At 60.5% G+C, this 15,379-nt stretch carries 13 protein-coding genes; 3 read left to right on the plus strand and 10 right to left on the minus strand.

The window, feature by feature from the left end; all coding sequences use genetic code 11:
• Positions 1–15: 15 nt before the first annotated feature.
• The 10 genes from AC07VI_RS12035 to rpsB all read right to left on the minus strand — a co-directional run bounded on the left by AC07VI_RS12035 (position 16) and on the right by rpsB (position 10,682).
• On the minus strand, positions 16–534 hold the full coding sequence (locus tag AC07VI_RS12035) for an OmpH/Skp family outer membrane protein (RefSeq protein WP_076569785.1): 519 nt from the start codon (positions 532–534) through the stop codon (positions 16–18).
• Positions 535–585: 51 nt separating this feature from the next.
• The gene (gene bamA / locus AC07VI_RS12040) at positions 586–2,922 is read right to left on the minus strand and encodes an outer membrane protein assembly factor BamA (RefSeq protein ID WP_086145230.1); all 2,337 of its coding nucleotides are present in this window, start codon (positions 2,920–2,922) and stop codon (positions 586–588) included.
• Between the two features lie 82 nt (positions 2,923–3,004).
• Positions 3,005–4,366 carry an RIP metalloprotease RseP gene (rseP, locus tag AC07VI_RS12045; RefSeq protein ID WP_492993748.1) on the minus strand — a complete coding sequence of 454 codons (1,362 nt, stop codon included), beginning with the start codon at positions 4,364–4,366 and terminating at the stop codon, positions 3,005–3,007.
• The gene (gene ispC, locus AC07VI_RS12050) at positions 4,363–5,547 is read right to left on the minus strand and encodes a 1-deoxy-D-xylulose-5-phosphate reductoisomerase (RefSeq protein ID WP_492993746.1); all 1,185 of its coding nucleotides are present in this window, start codon (positions 5,545–5,547) and stop codon (positions 4,363–4,365) included. Before ispC ends, rseP begins: the two co-directional genes overlap by 4 nt.
• A gap of 10 nt (positions 5,548–5,557) precedes the next feature.
• Positions 5,558–6,391, minus strand: a complete 834-nt coding sequence (locus AC07VI_RS12055) for a phosphatidate cytidylyltransferase (protein WP_086145233.1) — start codon at positions 6,389–6,391, stop codon at positions 5,558–5,560.
• Positions 6,391–7,158 carry a polyprenyl diphosphate synthase gene (gene uppS / locus AC07VI_RS12060; protein WP_099420456.1) on the minus strand — a complete coding sequence of 256 codons (768 nt, stop codon included), beginning with the start codon at positions 7,156–7,158 and terminating at the stop codon, positions 6,391–6,393. The genes AC07VI_RS12055 and uppS overlap by 1 nt, the downstream gene beginning before the upstream one ends.
• 99 nt (positions 7,159–7,257) lie before the next feature.
• Entirely contained in the window at positions 7,258–7,818 is a 561-nt protein-coding gene (gene frr, locus AC07VI_RS12065) for a ribosome recycling factor (protein ID WP_076569771.1), read from the minus strand.
• A gap of 176 nt (positions 7,819–7,994) precedes the next feature.
• Positions 7,995–8,711, minus strand: a complete 717-nt coding sequence (pyrH, locus tag AC07VI_RS12070) for a UMP kinase (protein ID WP_076569768.1) — start codon at positions 8,709–8,711, stop codon at positions 7,995–7,997.
• A gap of 148 nt (positions 8,712–8,859) precedes the next feature.
• Positions 8,860–9,771 (minus strand): translation elongation factor Ts, encoded by a 912-nt coding sequence (tsf, locus tag AC07VI_RS12075; protein ID WP_086145235.1) that lies wholly within the window; start codon positions 9,769–9,771, stop codon positions 8,860–8,862.
• A gap of 158 nt (positions 9,772–9,929) precedes the next feature.
• Positions 9,930–10,682, minus strand: coding sequence for a 30S ribosomal protein S2 (gene rpsB, locus AC07VI_RS12080; RefSeq protein ID WP_086145236.1), 753 nt, complete (start codon positions 10,680–10,682; stop codon positions 9,930–9,932).
• 390 nt (positions 10,683–11,072) lie between these two features.
• Here rpsB and map point away from each other — a divergent pair, with 390 nt between their 5' ends.
• From map to AC07VI_RS12095, 3 genes are read left to right on the plus strand one after another with little or no spacing between them, the layout of a single operon-like run.
• A complete protein-coding gene (gene map, locus AC07VI_RS12085) occupies positions 11,073–11,885 on the plus strand; it encodes a type I methionyl aminopeptidase (RefSeq protein WP_086145262.1) in 813 nt (270 codons plus the stop codon).
• A 35-nt stretch (positions 11,886–11,920) separates the two neighbouring features.
• The gene (locus AC07VI_RS12090) at positions 11,921–14,488 is read left to right on the plus strand and encodes a [protein-PII] uridylyltransferase (protein ID WP_086145237.1); all 2,568 of its coding nucleotides are present in this window, start codon (positions 11,921–11,923) and stop codon (positions 14,486–14,488) included.
• A 47-nt stretch (positions 14,489–14,535) separates the two neighbouring features.
• A complete protein-coding gene (locus AC07VI_RS12095) occupies positions 14,536–15,285 on the plus strand; it encodes a pseudouridine synthase (RefSeq protein ID WP_086145238.1) in 750 nt (249 codons plus the stop codon).
• Positions 15,286–15,379 lie beyond the last annotated feature (94 nt).

Consider the following 15,379-nt stretch of genomic DNA (forward strand, 5'->3'; position numbering starts at 1 on the left):
TAAAAACTATTACAATTACTTGTCCAGCGCCTTCAGCACCTTGTCGGTGATGTCGATGCGCGGGCTGGCCCACAGGGCTTCCTGCAGCACGATGTCATATCCCTCGATATGGGCCATCTGCTGGATGATGGTGTTGGCCTTTTCCGCGATGGCGCTGCGCTCTTCGTTCGTGCGCTGACTCAGGTCTTCGCGGAACTCGCGCTGGCGGCGCTGCAATTCCTTGTCCAGCTCAAAAAACTCGCGCTGGCGCTTGGCCCGCTCAGCCTCGCTCAGGGTTGGCATGTCCTTTTCCAGGGCCTCGTTGGCCACCTTGAAGCGGGCGGCCAGTTCCTGCATGGCCTTTTCACGCGTGCGGAATTCCTCCGCCAGCTTGGCGCTGGCCAGCTTGGCCAGCCTCGATTCGTTATAAATACGTTCGCTGCTGATCCAGGCGATCTTCGACTCCTGAGCCTGCGCCTGCACCGGCAACAGCGAACTCCAGCACAATGCGATCATGGCAAGGGACTTGGGCAGGGTAGCGGATGCGGTGTTCATGATACTCCATGGTCAAAAAGTAAAAGCTCGCGCCTGGTTCCAGCGGGCCGGTTAGAAACCGGTGCCCATCTGGAACTGGAAGCGCTCCAGGCGGTCCGTCGGCTTGGCGTTCAGCGGTTTGGCATAACTCAGTTTGAGCGGGCCCACCGGCGAAATCCAGCTGATCCCCAGGCCAGCAGAATAGCGCAATTGCGAAATACGCATTTTTTCGCCTTCCTGGTAGACCTGACCGCCATCGAGGAAACCGAACCAGCGCAGGCTGCGGTCATTGCCCGAACCGGGGAATGGCATCTGCAGTTCCGCGTTGCCGATCAGGCGCGACGCGCCGCCCAGGGCATCGTTGGTGCTCGGTTCGACCGCGCCCAGCGAGGAACTCAGGTAGCCGCGCACCGAACCGATGCCGCCGCCGTAGAAGTTCTTGAAGACCGGGTACACGTGTTTGCCGATGCCATGGCCGTAGTCGATCTCGCCCTTCAGCGCCAGGGTGACCTTGCTGAACAACGGACGGAAATACTGGTGCTCATAGATGGCACGGAAGTACTTCTGGTCGCCGATCAGGTCCGCCTCCAGGTTGACGCGCTGGTAGCGGCCGATCGATGGCGTCAGGGCGCTGTCACGGCTGTCGCGCTGCCATGCGGCCGTCAGCGGAATGGAATTGGTGGTAGCCGAACCGATGCCGTCGGACGGGCCGCCATTGTCGATCACGTACTGCTTGAAGCGGATCGGGCTGGTGATATCGGTCTCGATGCGCGAACGCTCGGCGCCAATACCGAAGAAGACGGTGTCGACTTCCGAGAACGGCACGCCGAAACTCACGCGGCCGCCGGTCTGCTTGATCTTGTAGCTGCCGATGTTCAGCGCCGGCGGTTCCGTCGTACGCAGGTAGACTTCGAAGCTGCGCGAAATGCCGTCGTCCGTGAAGTACGGATTGGTTTGCGAAAACGCAATGGTGCGGCTGTAATGGCTGGTATTGAGCTCGATACCCACCGTATTGCCGCTACCGGCGAAGTTGGCCTGCGAAATCGAGGCCGACAATGTGAATTTTTCCGATTGCGAGAACGCGCCGCCGATCAGGAAGTTACCTGTCGGTTTTTCCACCACCGTCACGTTGACGTCGACCTGGTCGGTCGTGCCCTGCGCTTCCGGCGTGTCGATGGTCACGTCCTTGAAATAGCCGAGGCGGTCGACGCGGTCGCGCGACAGCTTGATCTTGTTGCTGTCATACCAGGACGATTCGAACTGACGGAATTCGCGACGGATGACTTCATCGCGCGTAGTGGTGTTGCCGGCGATATTCATGTGGCGCACGTAGACGCGCTTGCCCGGATCGATGAAGAAGGTAAACCCCACTTCGTGCTTTTCGCGGTTGATCTCGGGATTGGCGTTGACGTTGGCAAACGCATAGCCGAACGTGGCAAGGCGGTCCTGAATGCGCTTGTTCGTGGCCGTCAGGCGCGCGCCCGAATAGATCTCGCCTTCGCGCATCAGGTTCAGGGCCTTCAGCTCTTCTTCGCGGCCGAACATCTCGCCTTCGAACTTGGTGCCGGAAACCTTGTACTTCTCGCCTTCGGTGATGTTGATCGTCAGGTAAATGTCTTTTTTATCAGGCGTGATCGACACCTGGGTCGAGTCGACCTGCATCTCGATGTAGCCGCGGTCCAGGTAGTAGGACTTGAGCGATTCGATATCGCCCGTCAGCTTGGTCTTCGAATACTGGTCGGCCTTGGTGTACCAGCTGAACCAGCCGCCCGTATTCAGGGCCAGCTGCTCGCGCAGCTCCTTGTCCGTGAAGGCCTTGTTGCCGACGATGTTGATCTGCTTGATGCGGGCCACGTCGCCCTCGTCGACGGCGAACACCACGTTGACGCGGTTGCGCTCGATCGGCGTGACGGTGGTGGTGATCTTCACGCCGTACAGGCCATGCGACAGGTACTGGCGCTTGAGTTCCTGTTCCGCGCGGTCGACGGACGCCTTATCGAAAATCTTCGCTTCACCGACGCCGATTTCCTTCAACGCCTTGACCAGCACGTCCTTTTCAAATTCCTTGGTACCGGTAAACTCCACGCTGGCGATGGCCGGGCGCTCCTCGACCAGCACCACCAGGACGTCGCCATCGGCTTCCAGGCGCACATCCTTGAACATGCCCGTCGCATACAGGGCTTTGATGGCGGCAACGCTCTTCTCGTCGGAGAACGTCTCGCCGACCCGCACCGGCAGGTAGGCAAAGACGGTGCCTGCTTCGGTACGCTGGATCCCTTCGACCCGGATGTCCTTGACAGTGAACGGCTGGACGGCCAGCGCGTGGCCGGAACAGAAGGCCATGACGGCAGCGCCGATCAGGCTGCGGCGAAAGGAAGGCAAGGCAAAACGAGCAGAATGTAATTTCATTGGGGTTATTCAATGGTAAATCAATGGACAACATACACAAAAGATTGCTTGTGCGACTCACTCAAAGGCATCAACCATCGCCTTAATTGATCAGCCGCAATACGTCATTAAAGACGGCAAGCACCATCAAGGTCAGCAACAGACCGATCCCCAGGCGCTGGGCAACCTCGCCTACGCGTTCCGGCACGGGGCGTCCGGTCAAAACTTCCAGCGAATAATACAGCAAATGCCCGCCATCCAGAACAGGAATGGGTAGCAAATTCATCACGCCCAGACTGATACTGATGAAGGCGATGAAGCTCAGGTAGCTTACCAGGCCGATGCGCGCCGTCTGGCCCGCGTAGTCGGCGATGGTAATGGGTCCCGTCACATTCTTCAGCGAAACCTGGCCGGTGATCATTTTACCCAGCATTTTCAGGCTCATGGCACTGGTGTCCCAGACCTTGACTGCAGCCTTGCCGACAGCGGAAAACGGTCCGGACGCCACAACGATCATATCCGGCACCTGCCCCAGCTTTGCCTGGATCTTACCAACTGTTACAGCTCCCGGTGCACTGCTGGCCTGGACGGCGTCCGGCGTGATGGACAGGGTCAGGCCTTGCCCATTACGCAACAGTTGCAACTGCAAGGTCTGGCCCGGCGCCCGGCTCAGGGTATCGATGATGGCGCCCACGTCGTGCATGGACTTGCCGTCGATGGCCAGGATCTGGTCGTTCTTCTGCAGGCCGGCGCGCGCGGCGGCGCCACCGGGCAGGATTTCCATCATGGTGGGCGCGGAACGGGCCAGGGTCAGGCCCAGCTTGCCCAGCACATCGCCTTCCAGGTCCGTTTCCGTCAGGCTATCCGTCGGCAAGCTGGCCTGTTGCGCGCCGCGGTCGGGGCGGCGCACATCGATGCGGGCCGGCTGCTTGTCGAGCGCGGCCTGGATCAGTTGCCAGCGCAGCTCGGACCAGCTGGCCACGGGCTTGCCGTTCACGGCATCGACGGTGTCGCCGCTGCGCAGGCCGGCCATATAGGCAGCGGTCTGTTCGGCAACGGGACCGAGCTTGCTGGACGGCTCTTCGATGCCGTACATGAACAGGCCCGCATACAGCACGATGGCGACGAGGAAATTGGCCAGCGGGCCAGCGGCTACGATGGCGATGCGGCGCCACACGCTCTGGCGCGTGAATTCACGGCGCAATTCGCTTTCCGGCAAGTCACTGAGGTCCTGGGCGCGGCTGTCGAGCATGCTTACATAGCCGCCCAGCGGCAGCGCGGAAATCGCCCATTCCGTTTGATCCTTGCCAAACTTGCGCGAATACACCACTTTGCCCATGCCGATGGAGAAACGCAGCACCTTCACGCCGCACCAGCGCGCCACCAGATAGTGGCCCAGCTCGTGCAGGGTGATCAGCGACCCGAGCGCGACGATAAACGCCAGCAAGGTGGTAATGAGCGTCATGCGGCCAGCCTGCCGGCGATGTACGTCTGTGCCGCCACACGGGCCAGGCGGTCCTGCTCCATCACCGCTTCGATGCTGGAGGCGGCGCCGTGCGGCACCGCCTCGATCACGCGGGCGATGACCTGATCGATCTGGCGGAAGCCGATCTGCGCGTCAAGAAACGCCTGCACGGCCACCTCATTGGCCGCGTTCAGCAGGGCCGGTGCCGTGCCGCCCGCGCGCAAGGCGTCAAACGCCAGCGCCAGGCAGGGGAAACGGCGGAAATCGGGACGTTCGAACTGCAAGGTGGCCACTTGCGCCAGGTCAAGCTGCGCCACGCCGGAGGCGATACGCTGAGGGTACGCCAGCGCATGCGCGATCGGCGTGCGCATGTCCGGATTGCCCAGTTGGGCCAGCACGGAACCGTCGATGTAAGACACCATCGAATGGATCACGCTTTGCGGGTGGATCAGCACCTCGATCTGCTCGGCCGGGGCGCCGAACAGCCAGTGCGCCTCGATCACTTCCAGCCCCTTGTTCATCATCGTGGCCGAATCGACGGAAATCTTGCGCCCCATGGCCCAGGTCGGATGCTTGCATGCCTGGTCCGGCGTCACCTGGTCGAGCGTTTCGACGTCGCGCGTAAGGAAGGGACCGCCGGAAGCCGTCAGCACGACCTTCGCCACGCCGGCGGCGCCAGGTGCGCGGCCATAGCCATGCGGCAGGCACTGGAAGATGGCATTGTGCTCGCTGTCGATCGGCAGCAGCACGGCGCCATTGTCGTGCACGGCGTCCATGAACAGCTGGCCGGACATGACCAGCGCCTCTTTATTGGCCAGCAGCACTTTCTTGCCGGCGCGCGCCGCCGCCAGGGTGGGCGCCAGGCCGGCCGCGCCGACGATGGCCGCCATCACGCCTGTCACTTGCGGGGCGCTGGCGATGGCGCACAGGGCCTCCACGCCATACGCGACTTCGGTGGACACGCCCAGCCCGCGCAGCAAGCGCGTCAGCTCAAGGGCGGCGGCGGCCGTGGCGACGACGGCGCGCTGTGGCCGAAATTGCAGGCACTGGGCGGCCAGTTCGGCCACGCGGCTGTGGGCGCTCAGCGCATACACGCTGTACTGTTCAGGATGACGCGCGAGCACGTCCAGCGTAGACACGCCGATCGAGCCGGTGGCGCCAAGGATGGTGATGTATTGCATGGAAGTTTCCTTAAAGCCAACTGGCCACGAGGGCGGCAAATGGCAGGACCGGGATCAACGCATCGATACGGTCGAGTACGCCACCGTGGCCGGGCAGCAGCTTGCTGCTGTCCTTGATGCCCGCGCGGCGCTTCAATTGGGATTCGAACAGGTCGCCCACGATGCTGGCGGCGACGAGCACCAGCAACACCAGCAAGGTCACCAGCGACCCGCGGCGCAATTGCAGCTGCACGGCAAAGGTATCCTGCAGCACCGGCAGCGATGGCGCGGCCACGATGGTGATGGCGGCAATGACCAGTACGGCGATGCCGCCGCCGATGGCGCCCTCCCAGGATTTACCTGGGGAAATACTTGGCGCCAGCTTGCGCTTGCCGAAGGCCTTGCCCGAGAAATAGGCGCCGATGTCGGCGATCCAGACCAGGGCCATCACGGACAGCAGATACAGGGGGCTATGCAGGAACAGGGCAATGATGGCGACGAAGCAGCCGACGATGGTCACCGGGTACACCAGGCTGAGCAAGGTATTGCCCAGGCCTTCCGTCGGTGGCAAGCCCGTCGCCAGCGACGGCACGAAGCGGATCAGCCAGATGGCCACGCACAGGGCGAACCAGAAATTGAGCTGCGCCATGCCATTGCCGACAAAAAAAGTATACGCGAAGGCGGCGGTCCAGACGGCAGCGATCAGCAGCGCCTGGCGATTTTTGAAGATACGGAAGCTTTCCCAGACGGCGGCGCCGAAGAACGCCGTGACGATCACGGCGAAAGCGGGAAAATAATTCAGATACAGAACCGGCAGCAAGACCGCCAACAAGACCAGGGCGGTGATTATCCGTGTTTTCAGCATCAGTTTGTCTTTTCAGTTAATTGCGCGCTGGTACGGCCAAAACGCCGTTCGCGCTGCTGGTAAGACGCGATTGCCGCGTCGAGGCTGTCGACATTGAAGTCGGGCCAGAAAGTCTCGGTGAAAAACAGCTCAGTGTACGCCAGTTGCCACAACAGGAAATTGGAAATGCGCTGCTCGCCGCCCGTGCGGATGAACAGGTCGGGCTCGGGCGCGTAGGCCATGGCCAGGTGGGGCGCCAGTTGCTCTTCGGTGTAAGCATGGCCGGCAGGCTGGCCGTTGGCGGCAGCCTCGGCGCTCATTTTATTGACAGCCTGCATGATGTCCCAGCGGCCGCCATAGTTGGCGCAGATGGTCACCGTCAGGCGCGTATTGCCTGCCGTCTTGCGTTCGGCATCGGCGATCAGGGTTTGCAACTGTTCATTAAAGCGCGACAAATCGCCCACCACCTTCAGGCGGATGTCATTGGCGTGCATCTTGGCCACTTCGCGTTCCAGCATGGTGACGAACAGGCGCATCAGCATCGACACCTCTTCTTCGGGGCGGCGCCAGTTTTCCGAGCTGAAGGCAAACAGGGTCAGGTACTCGACACCGCGTTCGAGACACGTCTCGACGACACCGCGCACGGCGTCGGCGCCCTTGACGTGGCCGGCCACGCGGGGCAGGAAACGTTTGGTTGCCCAGCGGCCATTGCCATCCATAATGATTGCCACATGGCGCGGCACCGTGCCCACCTCGGGTACTGCCGTTGTCGAACTCGAATAGATCATGAAAACACTAATGCCAAAAATAAAAGATAACTATTATGCGCCAAATAGCGCTGCCCGGAAAAGCCATGCTTTTCCGGGCAGCGTCAAGGGGGCAGAAAACTAGACCGTCAGCACTTCTTTTTCTTTGTCGACCACCATCTTGTCGATGTCGGCGATAAACTTGTCCGTCAGCTTCTGCACTTCTTCCGACGAGCGGCGCTCGTCGTCCTCGGAACAGGCTTTTTCCTTGACCAGTTTTTTCAGCGACTCGTTCGCATCGCGGCGAATGTTACGCACAGCAATCTTCGCGTCTTCCGCTTCGCTCTTGACCAGCTTGACCATTTCCTTGCGACGCTCTTCCGTCAGCGGCGGCGTCGGTACGCGGATCAGGTCGCCCTGTGCCGACGGGTTCAGACCCAGGTCGGCGTCGCGGATGGCTTTCTCGATGGTGCTGGCCATCTTCTTTTCGTACGGCTGCACGCCGATGGTGCGCGCGTCGATCAGGGTCACGTTGGCCACCTGGGTCAGCGCCGTCGGCGAACCGTAGTACTCGACCATCACGTGGTCCAGGATACCCGTATGGGCACGGCCGGTACGCACCTTGGCCAGATCGGCCTTCAGTGTTTCCAGCGACTTCGCCATGCGTTCCTGGGCATTCTTTTTAACGTCAGCTAAGGACATGCTGCTCTCCTGTGGTAGCGCCTGCCAAAACCTGCTGCGCGTCGGCACAGGCGGCTTGCGATGCTCACCGTACTTCGGTACGGTTGCGCGTCTCGGCCACCTCTTCCTTCCGCTCGCGACGGTTTTGTCAGGCGTTGTTAATGTTAATGAATCTTGAAATTACTACTAATACTAATTTAGACGTGAACCAAAGTACCTTCGTCTTCACCGAGAATCACACGCATCAGCGCGCCGGGCTTGGTGATCGAAAACACTTTAATTGGCAGTTTCTGGTCGCGGCACAGGGCGAATGCGGTGGCGTCCATCACTTGCAGGTGCTTGGCGATGGCGTCGTCGAAGGTAATCGTGTGGAACAGGGTGGCGTTCGGATCCTTCTTCGGATCGGCCGTGTAGACGCCGTCGACCTTGGTGGCCTTCAGGACGATCTCGGCGCTGATCTCGGAACCGCGCAGGGCGGCTGCCGTGTCGGTGGTGAAGAATGGATTGCCGGTACCGGCGGCGAAAACCACCACTTTACCTTCTTCCAGGTATTGCAGGGCTTTCGGACGGACGTAAGGCTCGACCACTTGCTCGATGCCGATGGCCGACATGACGCGCGCGGTGATGCCGACATGGCGCATGGCATCGGCCAGGGCCAGGGCGTTCATCACGGTGGCAAGCATGCCCATGTAGTCGGCGGTGGCACGGTCCATGCCTTGCGCGCCAGGCGCAACGCCGCGGAAGATATTGCCGCCGCCAATCACGATTGCCAGTTCCACACCCAACTTTGCCACCTCGGCCACATCGGCCACCATGCGCTCGATCGTGGCGCGGTTGATGCCGTAGGGATCATCACCCATCAGGGCTTCGCCGGACAACTTGAGGAGGACGCGCTTGTAGGCTGGTTTTGACATGAGCTGGGGCTCCATAAATGAGGTTATTCGAGTATGACATGGCGCAGCGCCTTGCAGCGCCGGATAGGCGGGAGGAAGCTGCCCATGCCGCCGCCCGGCACGACAGGTGCGGGCGGGCCAAAAAAACGGGCCTCTCGGCCCGCTTTACTTACGCTCCCTGGGAGGCAGCCATCTGTGCTGCAACTTCTGCTGCGAAGTCGTCTTGCTTCTTCTCAATGCCCTCGCCTACTACGTACATGGCGAAACCTTTGACGCTGGTGTTAGCCGCCTTCAGCATTTGCTCAACCGACAGCTTGTCGTTTTTCACGAAAGCCTGGTTCAGCAGGGACACTTCCTTCAGGTATTTCTGTACGGAACCTTCCAGGCGCTTGGCCAGGATTTCCGGCGATTGGGCTGGCTTGCCTTCGGCGGCCGCTTTGGCAGCGTCTTCTTCAGCTTTCAGTTGTGCAACCGAACGCTCTTTTTCGATCAGTTCCGCTGGAACTTGTTCCGACGACAGCGACACTGGCTTCATGGCAGCGATGTGCATGGCCACGTCCTTGCCTACTTGCTCATCGGCGCCGTCGAATTCGACGATCACGCCAATGCGCGAGCCGTGCAGGTACGAAGCCAGCTTGGCGCTGGTTTCGAAACGCTGGAAGCGGCGGATGGTCATGTTTTCGCCGATTTTGCCGATCAGGGCAGCGCGCACGTCTTCCAGGGTCTTGCCGTCGAGTGGCAGGGCCAGCAGGGCAGCTACGTCAGCCGGGTTGTGTTCCGCTACCAGACGGGCAGCGTTGTTGGCCAGTGCCAGGAAATCGTCGTTTTTTGCAACGAAGTCGGTTTCCGAGTTCACTTCGACCAGGGCGCCTACGCCGTTGGCGATGTAGGTTGCCACGACGCCTTCAGCGGTGATGCGTGCCGATGCTTTCGATGCCTTGCCGCCCAGTTTGACGCGCAGGATCTCTTCCGCACGCGCCATGTCGCCATCGGCTTCGGTCAGTGCTTTTTTGCATTCCATCATTGGTGCGTCGGTTTTGCCGCGCAATTCGCCTACCATCGCTGCTGTAATCGCTGCCATGTGTTTCTCCTGATTCGGTGAGTCGATAGTCGCGGCCGGGCATGCATGCCTCGCCAGCGGTCACTATCGTTTTTTTGTTAAAAAAAAGGGGGAGCTGCTGCCACCCCTTTTCCCTTACTGCTGTGCTTACAAACGGCTATCCTGCGACAGCCTGGCCATTAAGCCTGTTCGTTAACTTCGACGAATTCGTCGCCAGCGGCTGCTTTAACCATTTCAACAACTTCGTTACCGGCAGCTGCACGGCCTTCGATGATTGCATCAGCAACACCGCGAGCGTACAACATGATGGCTTTCGAGGAGTCATCGTTACCTGGGATCACGAAGTTCACGCCTTCTGGGGAGTGGTTGGTATCGACAACGCCGATGACCGGGATACCCAGCTTGGCCGCTTCGGTGATCGCGCCCTTGTGGTAGCCGACGTCCACAACGAAGATTGCGTCAGGAACGCCGCCCATGTCCTTGATGCCGCCGATCGATTTTTGCAGCTTGATCATTTCGCGGGAGAACATCAGCGCTTCTTTTTTCGACAGCTTCTCGATCGAACCGTCTTCGACCATCGCTTCCATGTCCTTCAGGCGCTTGATCGAGGTTTTGATCGTCTTGAAGTTGGTCAGCATGCCGCCCAACCAACGTTGATCAACGAAAGGCACGCCAGCGCGCTGTGCTTCAGCAGCGATGATTTCGCGAGCTTGGCGCTTGGTGCCAACCATCAGGATGGTGCCACGGTTTGCAGCCAGTTGACGCACGTGCTTCATTGCGTCCTGGTACATCGCCATGGTTTTTTCCAGGTTGATGATGTGGATCTTGTTGCGATGGCCGAAGATGAACGGTGCCATTTTTGGATTCCAAAAACGGGTTTGGTGACCAAAGTGGACACCGGCTTCCAGCATTTCGCGCATTGTTACGGACATTATTAACTCCAGGGTTGGGTCTGGAATCCGATCAGTCACCATACAGGCACCCTTGTCGACCGGATTCGCGTGTTTATATAAATTAAAGACACTGTTTTACTACATTGCTTAAAAGAGAATTCAAGCAACCCGGGATTCTACACTGAAATGCCCATTGCATCAAGTCCGCAGCACAAATCGCGCGCATGGGGCAAGCCGGCATTGCACCACGCTGGTGCAAGCCGTGCCCATTAAGTGGTTTGCCGCAGAAATCGCCGGCCTGCCCCAGGATGGAGGCGGCGGATACAGGGCGCCTCGTTTATAATTTCGGCATATTTGCAGACTTTTCCTCATACGCTGAGATTCGTCTGTGCTTTTCACTTGAATATCTTGCAGATTGCGAATTACATCATGTCCACCATCCGTATCAATTCCGCCGCCGACATCGAAGGCATGCGCGTAGCCGGCAAGCTCGGCGCTGAAGTGCTCGACTACATCACGCCCTTCGTCAAGGCGGGCGTCACGACGGGCGAACTGGACCGCCTGTGCCACGAATACATGGTCAACGTGCAGGGCACCATCCCTGCGCCGCTGAACTATTGCCCGCCGGGCTACACGCCTTACCCCAAGGCCATCTGCACCTCCGTCAACGACGTCATCTGCCACGGCATTCCGGGCGACAAGGTCCTGAAAAGCGGCGATTCCGTCAACCTCGACATCACCGTCATCAAGGATGGCTACCACGGCGACAACAGCCGCATGTTCCTCGTCGGCACGCCGACCATCCTGGCCAAGCGCCTGTCGGAAATCACCTATGAATGCATGTGGCTGGGAATCGACCAGATCAAGCCGGGCGCCCACCTGGGCGACATCGGCCATGCGATCCAGCAACATGCGGAAAAAGCCGGCTACAGCGTGGTGCGCGAATTCTGCGGCCACGGCATCGGCAAGGTCTTCCATGAAGAACCACAAGTGTTGCATTATGGCAAACCTGGCACCCTGGAGCGACTGGAAGCGGGCATGATCTTTACCGTGGAACCGATGATCAACGCGGGCCGCCGCGAAATCCGCGAAATGAATGACGGCTGGACCATCAAGACCAAGGACCGCAGCCTGTCGGCGCAGTGGGAACACACGGTGCTGGTGACGGAAACGGGCTATGAAGTGCTGACCGTGTCGCCCGGCATGCCGCCGCCACCGGCCTTGATCCTGAACAAGGCTTGATTCTTTAATTACACGCAACGCCACCCAGGGCCCAGATGAAAAAGCAAGTTCGGGAACAGCTGAAGCAGCAACTGAAAGCCGACCGCCAGGTCGTCATCGCCGCCTTCCACGCCGACGGCAAGCCTGAAAAACTGCTGCGCAGCCTGCGCCACAGCGTCGACGGCGTGCTGGCGCGCGCCTGGCAGGAAGCGGGACTGCCGCCCGGCACGGCCCTGGTGGGCGTGGGCGGCTACGGCCGCGGCGAACTGTTTCCGTATTCCGACGTCGACCTGCTGATCCTGCTGCAGCAGGCGCCCGATGCGGCCACGCAGGAAAAGCTCGAGGAACTGGTGCAGCTGCTGTGGGACCTGGGCCTGGAAATCGGCCACAGCATCCGCACCGTCGACGAATGCATGGTGGAATCGAAAGCCGACATCACTGTGCAGACGAGCCTGCTCGAAGCGCGCCTTGTCTGCGGCAACGCGGAGCTGTTCGCGCAATTGCAGCAACGCTATGACGCGGCGATGGACGCGCAGGCATTTTTCCAGGCAAAAACGGCGGAGATGCGCCAGCGCCACGCCAAGTATGAAGACACGGCCTTCAGCCTGGAGCCGAACTGCAAGGAAAGCCCGGGCGGCCTGCGCGACCTGCAGGTGATCCTGTGGGTGGCCAAGGCAGCCGGCCTGGCCAATTCCTGGCGCACCCTGGCCACGGGCGGCCTGATCACCCTGACGGAAGCGCGCCAGCTGATGGAAAAGGAGCGCGCATTCAAGGATATCCGCGTGCGCCTGCACCTGCACGCAGGGCGGCGCGAAGACCGCCTCGTGTTCGACGTGCAGACGGCCATCGCCGAATCGCTGGGCTTGCAAGCGACGGGCAGCGGACCGCACATGCGCCGCGCCAGCGAATTCCTCATGCAACGCTATTACTGGGCCGCCAAGACCGTAACCCAGCTCAACACGATTTTGCTGCAAAACATCGAGGCGCGGCTGTTTCCGCAAGACGATGTGGCCGTGCCCATCAACGAGCGCTTCAATGAAGTCAATGGCTTGATCGATATCAGTACCGACGATACGTTTGAGCAATATCCTTCGGCCATGCTGGAAATTTTTGTCCTGATGACGGAGCGCCCGGCCCTGAAGGGCATGACGTCGCGCGCCACGCGGGCCCTGTGGCACGAGCGCTTCAAGATCGACGCGGCCTTCCGCCAGGACCCCGTCAACCGCACCCTCTTCCTGCGCATCATGCAGGCGCCCGTGGGCATCATCCACGCGCTGCGGCGCATGAACGAGATGAGCATCCTCGGGCGCTACCTGCCGAATTTCCGCCGCATCGTGGGACAGATGCAGCACGACCTGTTCCACGTGTACACGGTCGACCAGCATATTCTGATGGTGGTGCGCAACATGCGCCGCTTCACCATGAGCGAACATGCGCACGAATACCCGTTCTGCAGCCAGTTGATGGCCGATTTCTCGCAATCGTGGCTGCTGTACGTGGCCGCCCTGTTCCACGACATCGCCAAGGGCCGCGGCGGCGACCACTCGAAGCTGGGCGTGGCCGACGCCACCCAGTTCTGCCAGGACCACGGCCTGTCCGGCGAAGACACGGAACTCGTGGCTTTCTTGGTGGAAAATCACCTGACCATGTCGCAAGTGGCGCAAAAGCAGGACCTGTCCGACCCGGACGTTATCGCCGCCTTTGCGAAAGTGGTCAAGGACGAGCGCCACCTGACGGGGCTGTACCTGCTGACAGTGGCCGACATCCGCGGCACCAGCCCGAAAGTGTGGAACGCCTGGAAGGGCAAGCTGCTGGAAGACCTGTACAAGATCACCCTGCGCGTGCTGGGCGGCGAGCCGCACACGGCCGACCGCGAACTGAAGAACCGCCAGCAGGAAGCGCTGGCCACCCTGCGCCTGTACGGGCTGCCGCCGGACGCCCATTTAAAGCTGTGGCAGCAGCTGGACGTGGCGTATTTCCTGCGCCACGACGCCTCCGACATCGCCTGGCAGACGCGCTCGCTGTACGACAAGCTCGACAGCAAGTTGCCGGTGGTAAAATGCCGGCTGGCGCCCATCGGCGAAGGCTTGCAGGTGGCCGTCTACATCCCCGACCAGCCGGACCTGTTCGCGCGCATCTGCAGCTATTTCGACCGCAAGAACTTCAGCATCCTCGACGCGAAGATCCATACGACGAAAAATGGCTATGCGCTCGACACCTTCCTCGTCACGGAACAGAACTTCGCCAAGAGCTACCGCGACATCATCAGCCTGATCGAGCATGAGCTGGGCGAGCTGCTGCAGTCGCAAGCGCCGCTGCCGCCGCCAGGCAAGGGCCGGCTGTCGCGCCTGTCGCGCACCTTCCCCTTCCAGCCGACCGTCGACTTGCGGCCCGATGAAAAGGGCCAGTATTACCTGCTGTCGGTGGCCGCCAACGACCGCACGGGCTTGCTGTACTCGATCGCCAACGTGCTGACCAAGTACCGCATCAACCTGCACACGGCCAAAATCATGACCCTGGGCGAACGGGTCGAAGACGTCTTCCTCGTCGACGGCCCCTCGCTCAACAACGCCCGCAACCAGATCTTGCTGGAAACCGATTTACTCGATGCGCTGAAGGTATGACCATTCCGCGCAGCGCCTCCCCTTATTGATTTAGTGAAACACAGACCATGACCGAAGAATTATTACGCTTGTCCAAACGCATGTCCGAACTGGGCCTGTGCTCGCGCCGCGAAGCCGACGAATGGATCGCGCGCGGCTGGGTCCGCGTAGATGGCAAAGTGGTGTCTGAGCTGGGCAGCAAGGTCTACCCCAGCCAGAAAGTCACCGTGGAACGCCAGGCGGCGGCCGAACAATCGAAGCGCGTTACCGTGCTCATCAACAAGCCCGTCGGCTACGTCAGCGGCCAGGCCGAAGACGGCTACACGCCCGCCGTGGCCCTGATCAAGGCGGAAAACCGCTGGGCGGAAGACCGCAGCCCGGAACAGTTCCACCCGACCCAGCTGCGCAGCCTGGTGGCCGCCGGCCGCCTGGACATCGATTCCGTCGGCTTGCTGGTCCTGACGCAGGATGGGCGCGTGGCCAAGCAGCTGATCGGCCACGATACCGATATCGACAAGGAATACCTGGTGCGCGTCAGCTACACCAAGGGCGGCACCCTGCCCGACAGCGACTTGAAAAAACTCAACCACGGTCTGTGGCTGGACGGCAAACCCTTGCTGCCTGCCAAGGTGCGCTGGCAGAATGAGGACCAGCTGAGTTTCACTTTGCGCGAAGGCAAGAAACGCCAGATCCGCCGCATGTGCGAAGCCGTCGGCCTGAAGGTGCTGGGTCTCAAGCGCGTGCGCATCGGCAAGGTCAAGCTGGGCGACCTGCCGACGGGCCAATGGCGCTACCTGAGCGCGGACGAGCAGTTTTAAGCTTGCCAGGATCTGTTTTCAGCAAGCAAGGAAAATAGTGCGGTAAAGGCAATTATTGTAATTTGTTTAGCAAATATTGCCCTGAACCTATACA

Source organism: Janthinobacterium sp. GW821-FHT03A03, assembly GCF_059421435.1.

Excerpts from the sequence above, each read along its gene's own strand:
- AC07VI_RS12035 (WP_076569785.1), bottom strand. The coding sequence starts at position 534 with ATGAACACCGCATCCGCTACCCTGCCCAAGTCCCTTGCCATGATCGCA.
- bamA (WP_086145230.1), bottom strand. The coding sequence starts at position 2,922 with ATGAAATTACATTCTGCTCGTTTTGCCTTGCCTTCCTTTCGCCGCAGC.
- rseP (WP_492993748.1), bottom strand. The coding sequence starts at position 4,366 with ATGACGCTCATTACCACCTTGCTGGCGTTTATCGTCGCGCTCGGGTCG.
- ispC (WP_492993746.1), bottom strand. The coding sequence starts at position 5,547 with ATGCAATACATCACCATCCTTGGCGCCACCGGCTCGATCGGCGTGTCT.
- AC07VI_RS12055 (WP_086145233.1), bottom strand. The coding sequence starts at position 6,391 with ATGCTGAAAACACGGATAATCACCGCCCTGGTCTTGTTGGCGGTCTTG.
- uppS (WP_099420456.1), bottom strand. The coding sequence starts at position 7,158 with ATGATCTATTCGAGTTCGACAACGGCAGTACCCGAGGTGGGCACGGTG.
- frr (WP_076569771.1), bottom strand. The coding sequence starts at position 7,818 with ATGTCCTTAGCTGACGTTAAAAAGAATGCCCAGGAACGCATGGCGAAG.
- pyrH (WP_076569768.1), bottom strand. The coding sequence starts at position 8,711 with ATGTCAAAACCAGCCTACAAGCGCGTCCTCCTCAAGTTGTCCGGCGAA.
- tsf (WP_086145235.1), bottom strand. The coding sequence starts at position 9,771 with ATGGCAGCGATTACAGCAGCGATGGTAGGCGAATTGCGCGGCAAAACC.
- rpsB (WP_086145236.1), bottom strand. The coding sequence starts at position 10,682 with ATGTCCGTAACAATGCGCGAAATGCTGGAAGCCGGTGTCCACTTTGGT.
- map (WP_086145262.1), top strand. The coding sequence starts at position 11,073 with ATGTCCACCATCCGTATCAATTCCGCCGCCGACATCGAAGGCATGCGC.
- AC07VI_RS12090 (WP_086145237.1), top strand. The coding sequence starts at position 11,921 with ATGAAAAAGCAAGTTCGGGAACAGCTGAAGCAGCAACTGAAAGCCGAC.
- AC07VI_RS12095 (WP_086145238.1), top strand. The coding sequence starts at position 14,536 with ATGACCGAAGAATTATTACGCTTGTCCAAACGCATGTCCGAACTGGGC.